Here is a 16,293-nt window from a genome sequence, read left to right on the forward strand (position 1 = left end):
ATGGCCTCAGTGGAATCAGGCATCGCGCGTCACTACGACGTCTCGGATCTTGAGCAGCACATTCTTGCCGTGCTCGCCGATACCGGCGTGGAAATTGCCCATCTACGCGCTGGCGATCTCGAAGCGGTCGACGAGTTCCACATTGGCGGTATCGCCGCCACCAGGGAACTCATCGGCCAGATGGGTTTGAAGCCGGGGGCCAGGCTGCTCGACATTGGTTCCGGCGTGGGTGGTCCAGCCCGCTTCGCCGCCAACAATGCCGGCGCCGATGTCACCGGCATTGATCTGACGCAAAGCTATGTCGACATCGCGACCAGCCTGTCGAAGCGGGTGGGAATGGCCGACAAAGTCCGGTTCGTGCAGGGCAGCGCGCTGGACATGCCGTTCAGCAACAAAAGCTTTGATACGGCCATGATCCTGCATGTCGGCATGAATCTTCCCGACAAGAAAAAGCTGATGAGCGAGGCGGCGCGTGTGCTCAAGCCGGGCGGCGTCTTTGCCGTCTACGATGTGATGCGGCTCAAGGCAGGTGCGCTGACCTATCCGCTGCCATGGGCATCCGACGAGAGCATGTCCTTCGTTGCCACGCCCGACGACTATCGTTCGGCTGCCGCCGCCGCGGGGTTCTCTGTAACCGCCGAGCGCCCTCGTGGCGCCTTCGCCATCGAATTTTTCGACACGATACGGGCGCGCATGGCTGCGGCGCAGGCGGAAGGAAAAAAGCCGCCGCCTGGCGTTAATCTTATCATGGGCGAGAACGCCGGCACCAAGATCGCCAATCTCACCCCCGCGCTTAAAGGCGGCATTCTCGCGCCCGTGGAAATGCTCCTTCGTCTCGGTTGAAAGGGACCTGTCATGGCAGACATCCGCAACAATTTCGTCGGCATCAAATCGCCCAATCCGTTCTGGCTGGCTTCGGCGCCGCCGACCGACAAGGCCTACAACGTCATCCGCGCCTTCAAGGCGGGCTGGGGCGGCGTCGTGTGGAAGACGCTGGGCGAAGAAGGTCCGCCGGTGGTCAACGTCAACGGCCCGCGTTATGGCGCGATCTGGGGGGCGGACCGGCGCCTGCTCGGCCTCAACAATATCGAGCTGATCACCGACCGCGATTTGCAGGTCAATCTGCGCGAGATCAAGCAGGTCAAGAAGGACTGGCCCGACCGCGCCATCGTCGTCTCGCTGATGGTGCCATGCGTCGAGGAAAGCTGGAAGGCGATCCTGCCGGTGGTCGAGGAGACCGAAGCCGACGGCATCGAACTCAATTTCGGCTGCCCGCACGGCATGTCGGAACGCGGCATGGGCGCGGCTGTCGGCCAGGTGCCTGAATACATCGAAATGGTAGTGCGCTGGTGCAAGGCCAACACCCGCATGCCTGTCATCACCAAGCTGACGCCGAATATCACCGATGTGCGCAAGCCGGCGCGCGCCGCACTCTCCGGCGGAACCGACGCGGTGTCGCTGATCAACACCATCAACTCGATCACCGGCGTCGACCTCGACAGTTTCGCGCCGCAGCCGACCATCGACGGCAAGGGCTCGCATGGCGGCTATTGCGGCCCGGCGGTGAGGCCGATCGCCATGAACATGGTGGCCGAGATCGCCCGCGATCCGGAAACGCGCGGCCTGCCGATCTCCGGCATTGGCGGCATCACCACCTGGCGCGATGCGGCTGAATTCATGGCGCTCGGCGCCGGCAATGTGCAGGTGTGCACGGCGGCGATGACTTACGGCTTCAAGATCGTGCAGGAGATGATCGCCGGTCTCGAAAACTGGATGGACGAGAAAGGCCACGCCTCGCTCAACGACATTGTCGGCCGCGCCACGCCCAACGTCACCGACTGGCAGTATCTCAACCTCAATTACATCGCCAAGGCGCATATCGACCAGGACGCCTGCATCAAATGCGGCCGCTGCCACATCGCCTGCGAGGACACTTCGCACCAGGCAATCACCAACATGGTCGACGGCGTCAGGCATTTCGAGGTGATCGAGGCCGAATGCGTCGGCTGCAATCTGTGCGTCAATGTCTGCCCGGTCGAGAACTGCATCACCATGGAGCCGCTGGCCGCCGGCGTCATGGACCAGCGCACCGGCAAGCCGGTGTCGCCGATCTATGCCAACTGGACGACGCACCCGAACAACCCGATGGCCAAGGTGGCCGCAGAGTAGGGAACGGGTCGAAGAAAAAAGCGGCGCTTTCGAGCGCCGTTTTTCATTTTACTATTGCAGATAAAATCTATCTAGGATAAAAGATATCCATGAATAGGAGCGCAACATCGTGAAACTGGGCGAGGGTGTAGAAGCGGCCATCCATTGCGCGGCCACACTGGCCAGCGTGGAGGGCAACAGCACGATACCGGGTGCTGCTTTGGCAGAGTCCTTCGGCCTGTCGCCGAGCTATCTGCTGAAACATCTGAACCAGCTGACTGCTGCGCGCATCCTGGAATCGGTGCCGGGACCGGCGGGCGGCTACCGGCTGGCGCGTCCGGCCGAGCGCATCACGCTGCTCGATATCGTGCTTGCGGTCGAGGGTCGCGAGCCGGCCTTCCGCTGCGGCGAGATCCGCCAGCGCGGCCCGGTCAAGATCGATGCTTCGGCCTATGTGAAGCCGTGCGGCATCAATGCCGCGATGCTGAAAGCCGAGCGTGCCTATCGTGCCGCTCTCGCGGAAACCCGGTTGTCCGACATCGTGGCTGACTACAAGGCCGAAGGCGATCCGCGATCGTTTGCCGCCAGCTGTGCCTTTGTGGCGCGCCATCAGCGGCCGCAGAAACCCGCTTCGACCAAACAGATTTAATCCCCCGCAAACAGATGTGAAAGGAAAGACGATGAAACAGAGACTGCAATTCTTCGCCAAGGCGCCTGAGATCATGAAAGCCGTGTCGGCGCTCAACAAGGCGGTCGACGAATGCGGGCTTGAAGTGAGCCTGCTGCATTTGATCAAGCTCCGCGCCTCGCAGATCAATGGCTGCTCCTACTGCGTCGAGATGCATAGCCGCGAGGCGAGGCGCGATGGCGAAACCGAGACACGGCTCTATCTGGTTTCGGCCTGGAAGGAATCGCCGCTGTTTTCCGAGCGCGAACGCGCGGCGCTTGCTTGGACCGAGGCAACGACCCTGATCGCCAACAATGGCGTTTCGGACGAACTCTATGCCCGCACGCTAGAGCACTTCTCGGAAGAGGAACTGGTCAAGCTGTCGGTCGCGATCGGCATGATCAACACCTGGAACCGGCTCTGCATCCCGTTCCACGCCATTCACCCGATGCCGGCTGCCAAAGCAGCCTGACCGTCCGGTTAGTCATGGAGCGCCGTGGAAAGGGCGGCGCTCCACCTGTTTCATGCTTAAGTACGGGGAAGATTTCATGCCTGTCGATTTGCCTTCGACCTTTTTGTTTCTCGGCCGCCTGTTGCTCGGCGGCGCCTTCGTTTGCGCCGGCCTGCGCAATGTTCAGAACGAGACCTTCCTGACAGGGCTGATGACCGCGCGCGGCGTGCCGCAGGCGAGATTGGCGTTGTGGGCCGGCATCGTCCTGCAGACCATTGCCGGCGCGCTGTTGATGGCCGGCCTGTGGACTGCGACCGCCTGCGCCGTGCTGCTGCTGTTTCTCATCGTCGCCACGCCGATGTTCCACAATTTCTGGGACCATCAGGGCCCGGACCGGGCGTCGCGCATCAACGGTTTCGTAGGCAACGTCGCACTGGCCGGAGGCCTTCTCACGCTGATCGCGCAGTCGCTGTAAGGTCACGCCGCGTAGCGCAGGCCGCCGTCGCAGGTCAGCACCTGGCCGGTCATGAAGCCGTTGGAGACTAGAAAGGCGATTGCGCCGGCGACGTCTTCGGCGCGGCCGATCCTGCCCACCGGGGTTTTGCCGGCATATTCGCTGAACACCGCCTGCCGCTGGTCTTCGGCCAGGAAATCCCACCACGGCGTGTCGATGACGCCGGGCGCCACGACATTGACGCGCAGCGGCTTCAGTTCGACCGCCAGGATCGGCACCACCGTCAACAGCATGCCGTTGACGGCGGCAATGCCAGCCACGCCGGGCGCCGACAATTGTGCCGACACCGCCGAGATGAAAGTGACCGATCCCGATCTGTTGAGCGTCGGCAAGGCAGCCTGCAGGCAGGACAGCTGCGGCCTGACTTTCTCGTCGACGCCGCCGGCGATGTCTGAGAGGTCGAGGGTTTCGAACGGCCCAAGTCCCTTGCCGCCGCTGGCAGCCAGCACGAGGTGATCGAACGGTCCGAGTTCCCCAAAGAACTGGCGAACTTCGCCCGGCTTCGAAGCATCGAAGGCAGCTTTTTCGGCGGCGCCGCCGAGCCTCTTCCAAGCGCTGGTGAGCTTGTCCTGGCTTCGTCCGGTGATGGTCACCTTCATGCCTGGGCCCAGCAGTTTTCGCGCCGTTGCCAGGCCGATGCCGGATGAGCCGCCGATGACGACCGTGTGTTCGATCTTGCCGGTCATGAATGCTGTTCCTTCGATTGTGGGGAAGCCTGGCCGACGAGGTCGAGGCTCAGGGTTCGCAATTGCTGCCTGGCCTTGGCGTCATAGGCTTGTGCTTCGGCGCGGGATTCCTTTTGGCCGTCGAAATAGAGGCCACTGCGGCCCTCCAGGGCGGGCGATGTCGCGAGGTTGAGAATGGCGTCGGCGCCGGTCTCGACCGAGCTCCATGGCGTCACGCCGGCCTGGCGGACCATGGTGGTGTTCATGTAGCTCGCCGGATGCAGAGCGTTGACGGTGACGCCGCTGCCTTTCAACTCTCCGGCCAGGTCGATGGTGAACAGGATCTGCGCCAGCTTGCTCTGGCAATAGGCGCGCACGCCGTCATAGGAACGTGTCAGCATGACATCGCCGAAATCGATCGCCTGCTGGCCGGCCGAGGCGACGTTGATGATGCGCGCCGGCGAACTCGCCTTGAGCAGCGGCAGCAGTTCCGAGGTCAGCAGGAAACCGGCGAGATAGTTGACCGCAAAGCGCAGTTCGAAGCCGTCGGCGCTGAGCTGTCGCTTGGCGCCGGCCGTGCCGATGCCGGCATTGTTGATGAGGATGTCGAGCCGGTCGGTTTTTGCGCGTACGGCCTCGGCGAGGCGGCGGACCTCGGCTAGCGAGGCGAGGTCCGCGGCGAGGAACTCGGCCTTGCCGCCGGCGGATTCGATTTCTGCGACGGCTGCCTTGCCGCGAGCCGCGTCACGGCCATGCACCAGCACGCGCGCGCCGCCGGCGCCCAGCCTTTGCGCGACGACACGGCCGACGCCATCGGTCGAACCGGTGATGAGGATTGTCTTGTCTTTCAGATCCATATTCAGAGCCTCCATCTCTCTGGATGGAAGATGGGGCGCCTGACCCAGCCCAAACAGTTCAAACTTTATCCTGGTATCAATACTGCTATAATAGCTCTCATGGATGCCCCCACGCACTCCGCTGAAGACAGCCGCCGGCGCGAGCTTGGCGCCTTCCTGCGCTCGCGCCGCGAAAGATTGACGCCGTCCGCCACCGGCATCGCGACCGGCCTGCGGAGACGCACGCCAGGCTTGCGTCGCGAGGAAGTGGCGATGATCGCCGGCGTCGGCACCACCTGGTACACATGGCTAGAGCAGGGGCGCGAGGTCAGACCCTCGGTGGAGGTGCTAGCGGCGCTCAGCGAAGCGCTGCGCCTCGACGCCGTTGAAAGGCGGCATCTGTTCATCCTGGCAGGCCGCCAGCAACCGGAGAACCGCGTGGCTGCGCCGGAAAAGGTCGATGGCCCGCTGATGCATATGCTGGAGAGCCTGGTGCTGCAGCCGGCCTATGTCGTCGGGCGGCGCTGGGATGTGCTGGCCTGGAATCCGGCGGCGGTAGCGGTGTTCGGTGATTATGGCCTGCTAGAGGGCGACGCCCGCAACATCGTCCACATGGTGTTCACCAATCCGCATCACCGGCGCCTGCTGGTTGACTGGGAGCAATTGGCGCGCACCGTGCTGGCCTCGTTCCGGGCGGAAAGCGCCCGCTATGTGGGCGATGCGGATTTCGAGCGGCTGATCGTGCTTATGACGCGCTCAAGTCCGGAGTTTCGCGACTGGTGGCCGCAACGCGACGTGGCACGCCGATTGTCGGGGGTGAAACATGTCCGACATCCGAGCGCCGGCGCCATGACGTTCGAGCATATGAGCCTGTCGATCGACGACGGCTCGGACATGAAGCTGATCGTCTACACGCCGCTGGCCGAACAGAATTCGATCGAGAAGCTGCAGAATTTGCTTGAGGCGATGCCGGCGGAGCGCCGCAGCGCCTGACGCCCAAGGTCAGCCCTTCGGCTTCAGCCCATCAATGAACAACTGCTCCAGAAACCGCGCCGCATCCTCGAAGCGGCCGTCGCCGCCGCGGTCGGGCCCGAGCACCGCGCGGACCTGGACATCGAAATCGGCATAGTGCTGCGTCGTCGCCCAGATCGAAAAGATCAGGTGCCAGGGATCGGTGCGGGCGATTTTTCCGGCGCGCATCCAGCCCTTGATGACGTTGGCCTTCTCGTCGACCAGCGTTTTCAGCTCACCCGCCAGCAGCGGCATGATGCGCGGCGCGCCTTGCAGGATCTCGTTGGCGAACAGCCGGCTCTCCCTGGGAAAATCACGCGCCATTTCGAGCTTGCGCCGGATGTAGCTCCTGAGCTCGGTCAGGGGGTCGCCGATGTCGTCGAGTTCACGTAGCGGCGCCAGCCAGGTCGCCAGCAGCCGCTCCATCAGCGTTTCGTGGATGTCTTCCTTGCGGCGGAAATAATAGAGCAGGTTCGGCTTCGACATCCCCGCGGCCTCGGCGATCTGGTCGATGGTCGAGCCGCGAAAGCCGTTGGCGGAGAAGACCTCGAGGGCTGCCTCCAGGATCAGTTCGCGCTTTTCCTGCTGGATGCGGGTGCGGCGAGGGGCTGAGCCTTCCATGGCGCCGCTCACCCCTGCAAGCCTTGGCCGAGCGGGTCATCTGGACCAATTCTCTGGACCAGTTTTTCTCTTACCCGTGGAGCGCACTTCGCAGGCCGCATTTCCGCTAGTAATCCCTTGACCGCCGACAGGGCGGTGCTAACGTTTGTCCAATCGGTCAAAAATTTGCGTAGCATGAAAACGCAGCAAAGACCAAGCTTTGGAAAGACCAAGCGTTAGCCGCACCGAAACAGGTTACAAGGGGAAGTCTTGGTCATGTCCAACCGGCTGAAAGTCACGCCGAACGATCTCAGCGCATTCTGGATGCCGTTCACGGCAAACCGGCAGTTCAAACAGGCGCCGCGCATGTTCGTTTCCGCCAAGGACATGCACTACACCACCAGCGACGGCCGCAAGGTGCTCGATGGCACCGCCGGCCTCTGGTGCGTCAATGCCGGCCATTGCCGTCCCAAGATCACCGAGGCGATCCAGCACCAGGCGGCCGAACTCGACTATGCGCCGGCCTTCCAGATGGGCCACCCGATCGTGTTCGAACTGGCAAACCGCCTGGTCGATCTCGCGCCCAAGGGCATGGACCATGTCTTCTTCACCAATTCCGGTTCGGAATCGGTCGAAACGGCGCTGAAGATGGCGATCGCCTATCACCGTGTGAAGGGCGAGGGCGCGCGCACCCGCCTGATCGGCCGCGAACGCGGCTATCACGGCGTCAATTTCGGCGGCATCTCGGTCGGCGGCATCGTCACCAACCGCAAGATGTTCGGCACGCTGCTCGGCGGCGTCGACCACATGCCGCACACGCATCTGCCGGAAAAGAACGCCTTCTCCAAGGGCGTGCCGGAATATGGCGCGGAACTCGCCAACGAGCTGGAGCGCATCGTTGCCCTGCATGACGCCTCGACCATCGCCGCTGTCATCGTCGAACCGGTCGCCGGCTCCACCGGCGTCATCCTGCCGCCGAAGGGCTATCTGCAGAAACTGCGCGAGATCTGCACCAAGCACGGCATTTTGCTGATCTTCGACGAGGTCATCACCGGTTTCGGCCGTCTCGGCGCGCCGTTCGCAGCGGATTATTTCGGCGTCACGCCCGACATCATGACCACCGCCAAGGGCGTCTCCAACGGCGTCATCCCGATGGGCGCGGTGTTCGTGAAGAAGGAAATCCACGACGCCTTCATGACCGGCCCCGAGCACATGATCGAGTTCTTCCACGGCTACACCTATTCGGGCAATCCGATTGCGTGCGCCGCGGCACTCGGCACGCTCGACACCTACAAGGAAGAGTGCCTGCTGACCCGCGGCGAGGAACTGGCGCCCTACTGGGAAGATGCGCTGCATTCGCTGAAGGACGAGCCGCATGTCATCGACATCAGGAATATCGGCCTGATCGGCGCGATCGAACTGGCGCCGATCGCCGGCAGCCCGACCAAGCGGGCCTTCTCGGCCTTCGTCAAGGCGTTCGAGCGCGGCGCGCTGATCCGCACCACCGGCGACATCATCGCGCTGTCGCCGCCACTGATCATCACCAAGGGCCAGATCAACGAATTGATCGACCATGTCAGAGAAGTGCTGAGGGCGATCGATTGACAAACCGGGCGCGGATAGCCCTCCCCCTCGAGGGGAGGGTGGCCGCGAAGCGGTCGGGTGGGGTCGGTGCGACCGGACGCCGACCTGCTCTTTTGTTCCGAGGCCGCTCCTGATGCCCCGTACCCGCGTGAGCTTCGAAATGCGCCAAAAGGCGCGAGCGCTTCGAATTCACGCGACCAAGGGAGAATCGCTGCTGTGGTATGAACTGCGGGACCTGAAATCAGCCGGCATCAAGTTTCGCCGTCAGTGCCCGATTGGCCCGTACATCGTGGATTTTGCCTGCTTGGCGGTGAAGCTGATCGTTGAGGTCGATGGCGACATGCACGAACACGACAGGGGTAGTCGGCACGATGCCGTTCGCGATGCTTATCTGCGATCGCTCGGATTTGAAGTCTTCCGTGTTGACGAGCCCGATGTCATAAACAGCGCTTGGCACGTCGCGCAGGTGGTCAAAGAGAAGGTCGCGCGCGTCGCGGGCGACCCCACCCGACCGCTTCGCGGCCACCCTCCCCTCGAGGGGGAGGGGGACGCCGCCGCCCCGCAACCGATGAGGTTTTAGAGCATGGCCGCCCCAGGCGAGAATCTGCGAATCAATTCAGACCGTTTGTGGGATTCCATCATGCAGATGGCGAAGATCGGCCCCGGTATTGCCGGCGGCAACAATCGCCAGACCGTGACCGACGAGGACGGCGAGGGACGGCATCTGTTCAAGCGCTGGTGCGAGGCGGCCGGGCTCGAAATGGGGCTTGACGAAATGGGCACCATGTTTGCCCGCCGGGAAGGCGCTGATCCCAGCCTGCCGCCGGTTTATGTCGGCAGCCATCTCGACACGCAGCCGACCGGCGGCAAATATGACGGCGTGCTCGGCGTGCTCGGCGGGCTGGAGATTATTCGCTCGCTTAACGATCTCGGCATCCAGACCAGGCATCCGATCGTCGTTACCAACTGGACCAATGAGGAAGGCTCGCGCTTTGCCCCGGCTATGATGGCGTCCGGCGTGTTCGCCGGTGTGCTCGATCAGGCGGACGTGTATCAGCACACTGATAAACAGGGCAGGAAATTTGGCGAGGAGCTGGAGCGCATCGGCTGGAAAGGCACCGAGAAAGTCGGTGATCGCAAGATCCACGCCTTCTTCGAACTGCATATTGAGCAGGGGCCGATCCTCGAGGACGAAGGCATCGACATTGGCGTCGTCACCCACGGCCAGGGCCTGAAATGGCTGCAGGTAACGCTGACCGGCAAGGAGGCGCATACCGGCTCGACCCCGATGCCCAAGCGCCGTAATGCCGGGCTCGGCATGGCTCGGGTCATCGAACTGGTGCACGAGATCGCCATGGACTACCAGCCCGACGCCGTCGGCGCGGTCGGCCACATGGAGGTGTTTCCGAACTCGCGCAACATCATCGCCGGGCGCACCGTCTTCACCATCGACATCCGCTCGCCCGAGAAGGAAGTGCTGGACGCGATGGATGGGCGCATACGCGAAGGCATCGACACAATCTGTGAGGCGCTCGACATCCAGTACAAGGTCGAGCAGGTCGGCGCTTTCGATCCGGTCACCTTCGATGCCGGCTGCGTCAAGGCGATCCGCGACGCCGCCGATCGGCTCGGCTATTCCCACCGCAACATCGTCTCCGGCGCCGGCCACGACGCCTGCTGGATCAACCGCGTTGCGCCGACCGCCATGGTGATGTGCCCCTGCGTTGACGGGTTGTCACACAACGAGGCTGAGGAAATCACCAAGGAATGGGCCGGCGCCGGCGCCGACGTGCTGTTCCATGCGGTGGTAGAGACAGCGGGGATCGTGGCGTGAACTAAGATCTGTATTCAAAACGACGCTCACAAGAAGCGCGAAGAGAACAAGGGAACACGACAATGACCAAAGTCATCCGAAACGGCACCATCGTCACCGCCGACCGCACCTGGAAGGCCGATGTGCTGATGCAGCACGGCAAGATCGTCGCCATCGGCTCGAACCTGCATGGCGACCATGAGTTCGACGCCAGCGGCTGTTACGTCATGCCGGGCGGCATCGATCCGCACACCCATCTCGAAATGCCGTTCATGGGCACCTATTCGGCCGACGATTTCGAGTCCGGGACGCGTGCGGCCCTTTCCGGTGGCACCACGATGGTGGTCGATTTCTGCCTGCCGGCGCCGCAGCAGTCGCTGCTGGAAGCGTTGCAGATGTGGGACAACAAGACCTCGAAGGCTGCCTGCGACTACTCCTTCCACATGGCGATCACCTGGTGGGGCAAGCAGGTGTTCGACGAGATGGCCACCGTCGTCGACAGAGGCATTACCTCGTTCAAGCATTTCATGGCCTACAAGGGCGCGCTGATGGTGGACGACGACGAGATGTACGCGTCGTTCCAGCGCTGCGCCGATCTCGGCGCGCTGCCGCTTGTTCATGCCGAGAATGGCGACGTGGTTGCGGCGCTGTCGCAAAAGCTGCTCGCCGCCGGCAATAATGGCCCCGAGGGACACGCCTATTCGCGGCCGCCGGAAGTGGAGGGCGAGGCGACCAACCGCGCCATCATGATCGCCGACATGGCCGGCGTGCCGCTCTATGTCGTGCATGTGTCCTGCGAGCAGAGCCACGAAGCCATCCGCCGCGCCCGCCAGAAGGGCATTCGGGTTTTCGGCGAGCCGCTGATCCAGCATCTGACGCTGGATGAAAGCGAGTATTTCGACAAGGATTGGGACCATGCGGCGCGCCGCGTCATGAGTCCGCCCTTCCGCAACAAGCTGCACCAGGATTCGCTGTGGGCCGGCCTGCAGGCGGGATCGCTGCAGGTGGTGGCGACCGACCACTGCGCCTTCACCACCAAGCAGAAGCGCAACGGCGTCGGCGATTTCACCAAGATCCCGAACGGCACTGGCGGGCTTGAAGACCGCTTGCCCGTGCTGTGGACGACGGGCGTCAACACCGGGCGGCTGACGATGAACGAGTTCGTCGCGGTGACTTCGACCAACATCGCCAAGATCCTCAACATGTATCCTAGGAAGGGCGCCATCGTCGAAGGCGCGGACGCCGACATCGTGGTGTGGGACCCCAGCGCCAAGAAGACCATCACCTCGAAGAAGCAGCAATCGGTGATCGACTACAACGTCTTCGAAGGTTTTGAGGTGACCGGCCTGCCGCGCTTCGTCTTTTCGCGCGGCGAATTGTCGGTCGAGGAAGCGGAGGTCAAGGCCAAGCCCGGCCATGGCGAATTCGTCGCCCGCGAGCCGAACGCGGCGGTCAACCGGGCTCTATCGACCTGGAAGGACATCACCGCGCCGCGCAAGGTCGAACGCACCGGCATTCCGGCGACAGGCGTTTGACGTTGCGGAGCCCGGGGGCGCTCATTTCACTGGTCGTGGCGATGGTGGTCGCTGGTCCGGCAACAGGGGCCGAGAGGCTGGTGGGCTTCTGGGGCAACGATGCCGGTTGTGTCTTTGCAAAGGCCGGCTTTCAGGGCCGCGACGATTATATCGTGCTGACCGCCGAGGGCATCGAGACCTATGGCAGCGGCTGCCGGTTCGCGCAGCAATTGACGTGGGCGCCGGGCACGCAATCACTTGATGCGACCTGTTCCGCCGAAGGCGAGGCGGGGACGACGGCTGAAACCGTTGTGGTCACCAACAAGGGCGAGGGTGGGTTCTTCGTGACCATTCCCGGTCTTGAAGAAATGGGGCCGTTGCAACCGTGTTCGTGACGTTGGAGCTGGGGGAATGAGCGCGCGCGGTTTGGGGCCGTCTGTTGCGATGGTAGTCGTTCTGGCTGCGGGTCAGGCCCTTGCGGCAGGCATCGACCTGACGAAACCCTATGGGGACAAATATGGCTGCATCAACCGCAACGGCCAGGAAGTCGCCGCCGATCGGATGCTGCTTTTGACCGACGAGGCATTGGTCACCGCCGCCAGCGCCTGCACCTTCACGGAGAAGCAAGCGCAGGCTGATGGTTCGCTGGTGGTGACGGCGACATGCGAGGCCGAAGGTGAAGACGGACAGGAGCCGACCAAATTCACCATCAAGCGCAGCGCCAAGAACGCCAAGAAGCTGACGGTCGCCGACGAGGACGGCAATGTCATGGGCGAAGTGGCGCGGTGCAAATGACGGCAGTCCCGTCAGCGTCAGGCCACCAGCGCATCCAGCTCCGGCAACAGGACGACGCTTTCCTGTTCATTGGGATCGGTGCGGGCGATGACGGCCGAGGACGGGGCGTTGCTCATATTGGCCGGCAGATGCGGTACGCCGGCCGGGATGTAGAAGAGGTCGCCGGCCTTGACGACGATGTGGTTCTCGAGCCTGTCGCCATACCATGTGTGGACCTCGCCCGAGAGCACATAGATCGCCGTCTCATGGCTTTCATGCAGATGCGCCTTGGCGCGGGCGCCGGGCGGCAGGGTGAGCAGATGCATGCAGATGCCGGACGAGCCGACCGTCTCGGCTGCAATGCCGGCAAAATAGGTCAATCCCTGCTTGCCTTCATAAGTGCTTTCAGGACGGATAAGGTGACAAGTGGGTTTGGGCGACATCGGCAAGGCTCCGGGCGTCGAGTGGGTGGGATTGGACGAGTGGAAAGCAACATCAACGCGAATGCAACGGCATTTCATCCTGGGCGGCTGCGAGAGGCAGGCAGCAAGCGATGACGGGACAATCGCCAGCCGTCGTCTCGGCAAGCAGACTTGGCCTTACCTTTCAGACCAATGACGGTCCGGTAGAGGCGCTCTCCAATGTCGACCTGACCATCGGCAAGGGCGAGTTCGTCTCCTTCATCGGCCCATCGGGCTGCGGCAAGACCACCTTGCTGCGCGTCATCGCCGATCTGGAAAAACCGACATCGGGCATGATCTCGGTCAACGGCATGACGCCGGAACAGGCGCGCGAGAAACGCGCTTATGGCTACGTCTTCCAGGCGGCAGCCCTTTTCCCGTGGCGCACGATCGAGCGTAACGTGGCGCTGCCGCTGGAGATCATCGGCCTTTCGAGAGCGGAGCAGGCCGAGCGCATCAAGCGCACGATGGAGCTCGTCAACCTCTCCGGCTTCGAGAAGAAATACCCTTGGCAGCTTTCCGGCGGCATGCAGCAGCGCGCTTCGATCGCCCGCGCGCTCGCCTTCGACGCCGACCTGTTGCTGATGGACGAGCCCTTCGGCGCGCTGGACGAGATCGTGCGCGACCATCTCAATGAACAGCTTCTGGAATTGTGGGCGCGCACCAACAAGACGATCTGCTTCGTCACCCATTCCATCCCCGAGGCGGTGTATCTGTCGACGCGCATCGTCGTCATGTCGCCGCGCCCAGGTCGGGTTACCGACATCATCGAATCGACGCTGCCAAAAGAGCGGCCACTGGATATCCGCGAGACGCCGGAATTTTTGGCGATCGCGGCCAGGGTACGCGATGGCTTGAGGGCAGGGCACAGCTATGATGATTGAGGGGGTAGCGAATGAGTGCGGACGTCGCCGCCACGCCTTCGTCATCCTAGGGCGAAGCAAGGAGCGAAGCGACGCGGGGCAGACCCTAGGATCCATACCGTTACCTATACGGTCCGCAACGGTGCAAAACGGTGCACACGCCGCTGCGCCCGCGAAGGCGAACATTCTCAACCGCTTATACCCCTCGGCCAACGTCACGGAATGGATCCTAGGGTCTGCACGACGCTTCGTGTCGCTCCGCCCTAGGATGACGAACGCGGAGGTGGTCGGCCTCCGCTTCGCTCCGGCCACCCTCTTCCCGGCGGGGAGAGGAGAAGGGGAGCGCGCCTGATGGACACCTTCCGCGAAAAATTCATCCCCGTGACCTCCATCCTCCTGGGCGTGGTGGTGCTCTGGTATGTCTTCGCCGTCATCCTAAACGCGCCCTTCCAGCGCGACCTCGACCGGCGCGCCGGGGAAACCCACGACCCCGTCGAATTCATCGGCAAGACGCTGTCGCAGCCCAAGCCGACGCTGCCGGCGCCGCATCAGGTGGCGGTGAACTTCTTCGAGAACACCTTCCTGCGGCCCATCACATCGAGCCGAAGCCTCGTCTACAATGCCTGGGTGACCCTGTCGTCGACGTTGCTCGGCTTTGCCTTCGGCACGGCGCTCGGCATCGTCATCGCGGTTGGCATCGTGCATGTGGCGACGCTCGACCGCAGCCTGATGCCGTGGATCATCGCCTCCCAGACGATTCCCATTCTGGCGGTGGCGCCGATGATCATCGTCGTGCTGGGGGCGATCGGCATCAGCGGTCTGATCCCAAAGGCGATGATCTCGACCTACCTGTCGTTCTTCCCGGTGACGGTTGGCATGGTGAAGGGCCTGCGCTCGCCCGAACTCATGCATCTCGACCTGATGCACACCTACAATGCCAGTGTCTCGCAGACCTTCTGGAAGCTGCGGGTGCCGGCCTCGGTGCCGTTCCTGTTCACCTCGATGAAGGTTGCGGTGGCGGCGAGCCTGGTCGGCGCCATTGTCGGCGAACTGCCGACCGGTGCTGTCGCCGGCATCGGCGCCAAGCTTTTGGCAGGCGCCTATTACAGCCAGTCCATCGACATCTGGTCCGCCCTTGTGGCGGGCTCGGTGGTGGCGGCCCTTCTGGTCATGGTGGTCGGCATAGCCGGGCGCCTCGTTGACCGCGCGATGGGCGGGAGGCCGGCATGAACTGGCTGAAGCCCTCCTGGCAAGCCGTGCTGGCCATTGCGCTGTGCCTCGTCGCCGTCGCGCTCGGTGCGATGTCGAAGCCGGAAGCGGCCGCCCTTGCAGACCCGACAGCAAGCTTCGACTACCCCTATTTCGGGATAAAGACCCCGATGATCGGCCTGGCCGTGCTGGCAGGGCTGATCTCGATGATCAGAATTTCGCCGCTGGCCGAGGCTGCGGTGCTGTTCATCGGCGCTCATCTCGTCGCCTGGATGCTGATCTCGGGCATTACAGGTTTCGAAGGCACGGCATTGGCGCCTTATTTCCTGCTGCTCGCCGCTGCCTGGCTGCTGGCCTGGCGCTGTGTGGCGGTGCTGTCGGGGCTTCGCCCGATGGCAAAAGGGGCGCGGATGGCGCTGCGCCTCATCATCCCGGCGATCTTCGGCGCCTGGATCCTGATCATATGGGAAGCGGTGACGCGTGGCGCCGGCATTCCCTTCATCCTTTTGCCGCCGCCGAGCGCCATCGGTGTGCGCATCGCCAGTTCCCTGCCGGTGCTCGGCGCCGATATCAGGCAGACCATCTTCAAGGCGGTGATCTTCGGTTATGTCATCGGCAGCGGCGCCGGCTTCCTGGTGGCGATTGCGGCCGACCGCGTGCCGTTCCTGCGCCGCGGTCTGCTGCCGATCGGCAATATGGTCTCGGCGCTGCCGATCATCGGTGTGGCGCCGATCATGGTGATGTGGTTCGGCTTCGACTGGCCGTCCAAGGCCGCGGTCGTCATCATCATGACCTTCTTCCCGATGCTGGTGAACACGGTTGCCGGTCTTGCCGCCTCCGGCCATATGGAGCGCGATTTGATGCGCACCTATGCGTCGGGCTACTGGCCAACACTCTTGAAGCTCCGGCTGCCGGCGGCAGCGCCCTTCATCTTCAACGCGCTGAAGATCAACTCGACGCTGGCGCTGATCGGCGCCATCGTCGCCGAGTTCTTCGGCACGCCTGTGGTCGGCATGGGCTTTCGCATCTCGACCGAGGTCGGGCGGATGAACATCGATATGGTCTGGGCCGAAATCGCAGTTGCAGCACTGGCGGGTTCGGTCTTTTATGGCGTGGTCGCTCTCGTCGAGAGAGCCGTCACGTTTTGGCATCCCTCTGTCCGTGGTGGATAGGGCGGTGGGTT

19 protein-coding genes are annotated in these 16,293 nt (G+C 63.1%); 15 read left to right on the forward strand and 4 right to left on the reverse strand.

Going from position 1 to position 16,293, the window contains the following annotated elements; genetic code table 11:
• The 5 genes from NKJ58_RS06445 (at position 1) to NKJ58_RS06465 (ending at position 3,741) form a co-directional block, all read left to right on the forward strand.
• On the forward strand, positions 1–843 hold the full coding sequence (locus NKJ58_RS06445) for a class I SAM-dependent methyltransferase (RefSeq protein WP_023690824.1): 843 nt from the start codon (positions 1–3) through the stop codon (positions 841–843).
• Between the two features lie 12 nt (positions 844–855).
• The gene (gene preA / locus NKJ58_RS06450; RefSeq protein ID WP_352852878.1) at positions 856–2,169 is read left to right on the forward strand and encodes an NAD-dependent dihydropyrimidine dehydrogenase subunit PreA; all 1,314 of its coding nucleotides are present in this window, start codon (positions 856–858) and stop codon (positions 2,167–2,169) included.
• Positions 2,170–2,278: 109 nt separating this feature from the next.
• The gene (locus NKJ58_RS06455; protein ID WP_023668205.1) at positions 2,279–2,797 is read left to right on the forward strand and encodes an RrF2 family transcriptional regulator; all 519 of its coding nucleotides are present in this window, start codon (positions 2,279–2,281) and stop codon (positions 2,795–2,797) included.
• A 31-nt stretch (positions 2,798–2,828) separates the two neighbouring features.
• Entirely contained in the window at positions 2,829–3,287 is a 459-nt protein-coding gene (locus NKJ58_RS06460) for a carboxymuconolactone decarboxylase family protein (protein ID WP_023668206.1), read from the forward strand.
• 76 nt (positions 3,288–3,363) lie between these two features.
• A complete protein-coding gene (locus NKJ58_RS06465) occupies positions 3,364–3,741 on the forward strand; it encodes a DoxX family protein (protein WP_023668207.1) in 378 nt (125 codons plus the stop codon).
• A gap of 2 nt (positions 3,742–3,743) precedes the next feature.
• Here NKJ58_RS06465 and NKJ58_RS06470 read toward each other — a convergent pair whose 3' ends face one another.
• Positions 3,744–4,466, reverse strand: coding sequence for an SDR family oxidoreductase (locus NKJ58_RS06470; RefSeq protein ID WP_352518716.1), 723 nt, complete (start codon positions 4,464–4,466; stop codon positions 3,744–3,746).
• Complete coding sequence (locus NKJ58_RS06475; RefSeq protein WP_352852879.1) at positions 4,463–5,302, reverse strand: SDR family oxidoreductase; 840 nt, start codon at positions 5,300–5,302, stop codon at positions 4,463–4,465. The genes NKJ58_RS06470 and NKJ58_RS06475 overlap by 4 nt, the downstream gene beginning before the upstream one ends.
• A gap of 99 nt (positions 5,303–5,401) precedes the next feature.
• Here NKJ58_RS06475 and NKJ58_RS06480 point away from each other — a divergent pair, with 99 nt between their 5' ends.
• On the forward strand, positions 5,402–6,274 hold the full coding sequence (locus NKJ58_RS06480; protein ID WP_023697054.1) for a helix-turn-helix transcriptional regulator: 873 nt from the start codon (positions 5,402–5,404) through the stop codon (positions 6,272–6,274).
• 9 nt (positions 6,275–6,283) lie between these two features.
• Here the strand turns inward: NKJ58_RS06480 and NKJ58_RS06485 are convergent, their stop codons facing one another.
• Positions 6,284–6,913, reverse strand: coding sequence for a TetR family transcriptional regulator C-terminal domain-containing protein (locus tag NKJ58_RS06485; protein WP_023668211.1), 630 nt, complete (start codon positions 6,911–6,913; stop codon positions 6,284–6,286).
• Between the two features lie 255 nt (positions 6,914–7,168).
• Between NKJ58_RS06485 and aptA the strand changes: the two genes are divergently transcribed.
• The 6 genes from aptA (at position 7,169) to NKJ58_RS06515 (ending at position 12,598) form a co-directional block, all read left to right on the forward strand.
• Positions 7,169–8,497, forward strand: coding sequence for an omega-aminotransferase AptA (aptA, locus tag NKJ58_RS06490; protein ID WP_023817919.1), 1,329 nt, complete (start codon positions 7,169–7,171; stop codon positions 8,495–8,497).
• A 139-nt stretch (positions 8,498–8,636) separates the two neighbouring features.
• Positions 8,637–9,056 (forward strand): endonuclease domain-containing protein, encoded by a 420-nt coding sequence (locus NKJ58_RS06495; protein ID WP_245261377.1) that lies wholly within the window; start codon positions 8,637–8,639, stop codon positions 9,054–9,056.
• A 3-nt stretch (positions 9,057–9,059) separates the two neighbouring features.
• Positions 9,060–10,310, forward strand: a complete 1,251-nt coding sequence (locus tag NKJ58_RS06500; RefSeq protein ID WP_023744579.1) for a Zn-dependent hydrolase — start codon at positions 9,060–9,062, stop codon at positions 10,308–10,310.
• 62 nt (positions 10,311–10,372) lie between these two features.
• Positions 10,373–11,824: a dihydropyrimidinase gene (gene hydA, locus NKJ58_RS06505; protein WP_023699634.1), complete on the forward strand. Its 1,452-nt coding sequence runs from the start codon at positions 10,373–10,375 to the stop codon at positions 11,822–11,824.
• A gap of 80 nt (positions 11,825–11,904) precedes the next feature.
• Entirely contained in the window at positions 11,905–12,198 is a 294-nt protein-coding gene (locus NKJ58_RS06510) for a hypothetical protein (protein WP_245260000.1), read from the forward strand.
• Positions 12,199–12,214: 16 nt separating this feature from the next.
• Positions 12,215–12,598, forward strand: coding sequence for a hypothetical protein (locus NKJ58_RS06515; RefSeq protein WP_031197044.1), 384 nt, complete (start codon positions 12,215–12,217; stop codon positions 12,596–12,598).
• Positions 12,599–12,615: 17 nt separating this feature from the next.
• Here NKJ58_RS06515 and NKJ58_RS06520 read toward each other — a convergent pair whose 3' ends face one another.
• Complete coding sequence (locus tag NKJ58_RS06520) at positions 12,616–13,020, reverse strand: cupin domain-containing protein (RefSeq protein WP_031196380.1); 405 nt, start codon at positions 13,018–13,020, stop codon at positions 12,616–12,618.
• A 110-nt stretch (positions 13,021–13,130) separates the two neighbouring features.
• Between NKJ58_RS06520 and NKJ58_RS06525 the strand changes: the two genes are divergently transcribed.
• The 3 genes from NKJ58_RS06525 to NKJ58_RS06535 all read left to right on the forward strand — a co-directional run bounded on the left by NKJ58_RS06525 (position 13,131) and on the right by NKJ58_RS06535 (position 16,282).
• Positions 13,131–13,922: an ABC transporter ATP-binding protein gene (locus NKJ58_RS06525; protein WP_023682182.1), complete on the forward strand. Its 792-nt coding sequence runs from the start codon at positions 13,131–13,133 to the stop codon at positions 13,920–13,922.
• A 330-nt stretch (positions 13,923–14,252) separates the two neighbouring features.
• Positions 14,253–15,131, forward strand: a complete 879-nt coding sequence (locus NKJ58_RS06530; RefSeq protein WP_352852880.1) for an ABC transporter permease — start codon at positions 14,253–14,255, stop codon at positions 15,129–15,131.
• A complete protein-coding gene (locus NKJ58_RS06535; protein WP_023682179.1) occupies positions 15,128–16,282 on the forward strand; it encodes an ABC transporter permease in 1,155 nt (384 codons plus the stop codon). Before NKJ58_RS06530 ends, NKJ58_RS06535 begins: the two co-directional genes overlap by 4 nt.
• Positions 16,283–16,293 lie beyond the last annotated feature (11 nt).

Source organism: Mesorhizobium sp. M0139 (genome assembly GCF_040322455.1).
Classification (GTDB): Bacteria; Pseudomonadota; Alphaproteobacteria; order Rhizobiales; family Rhizobiaceae; genus Mesorhizobium.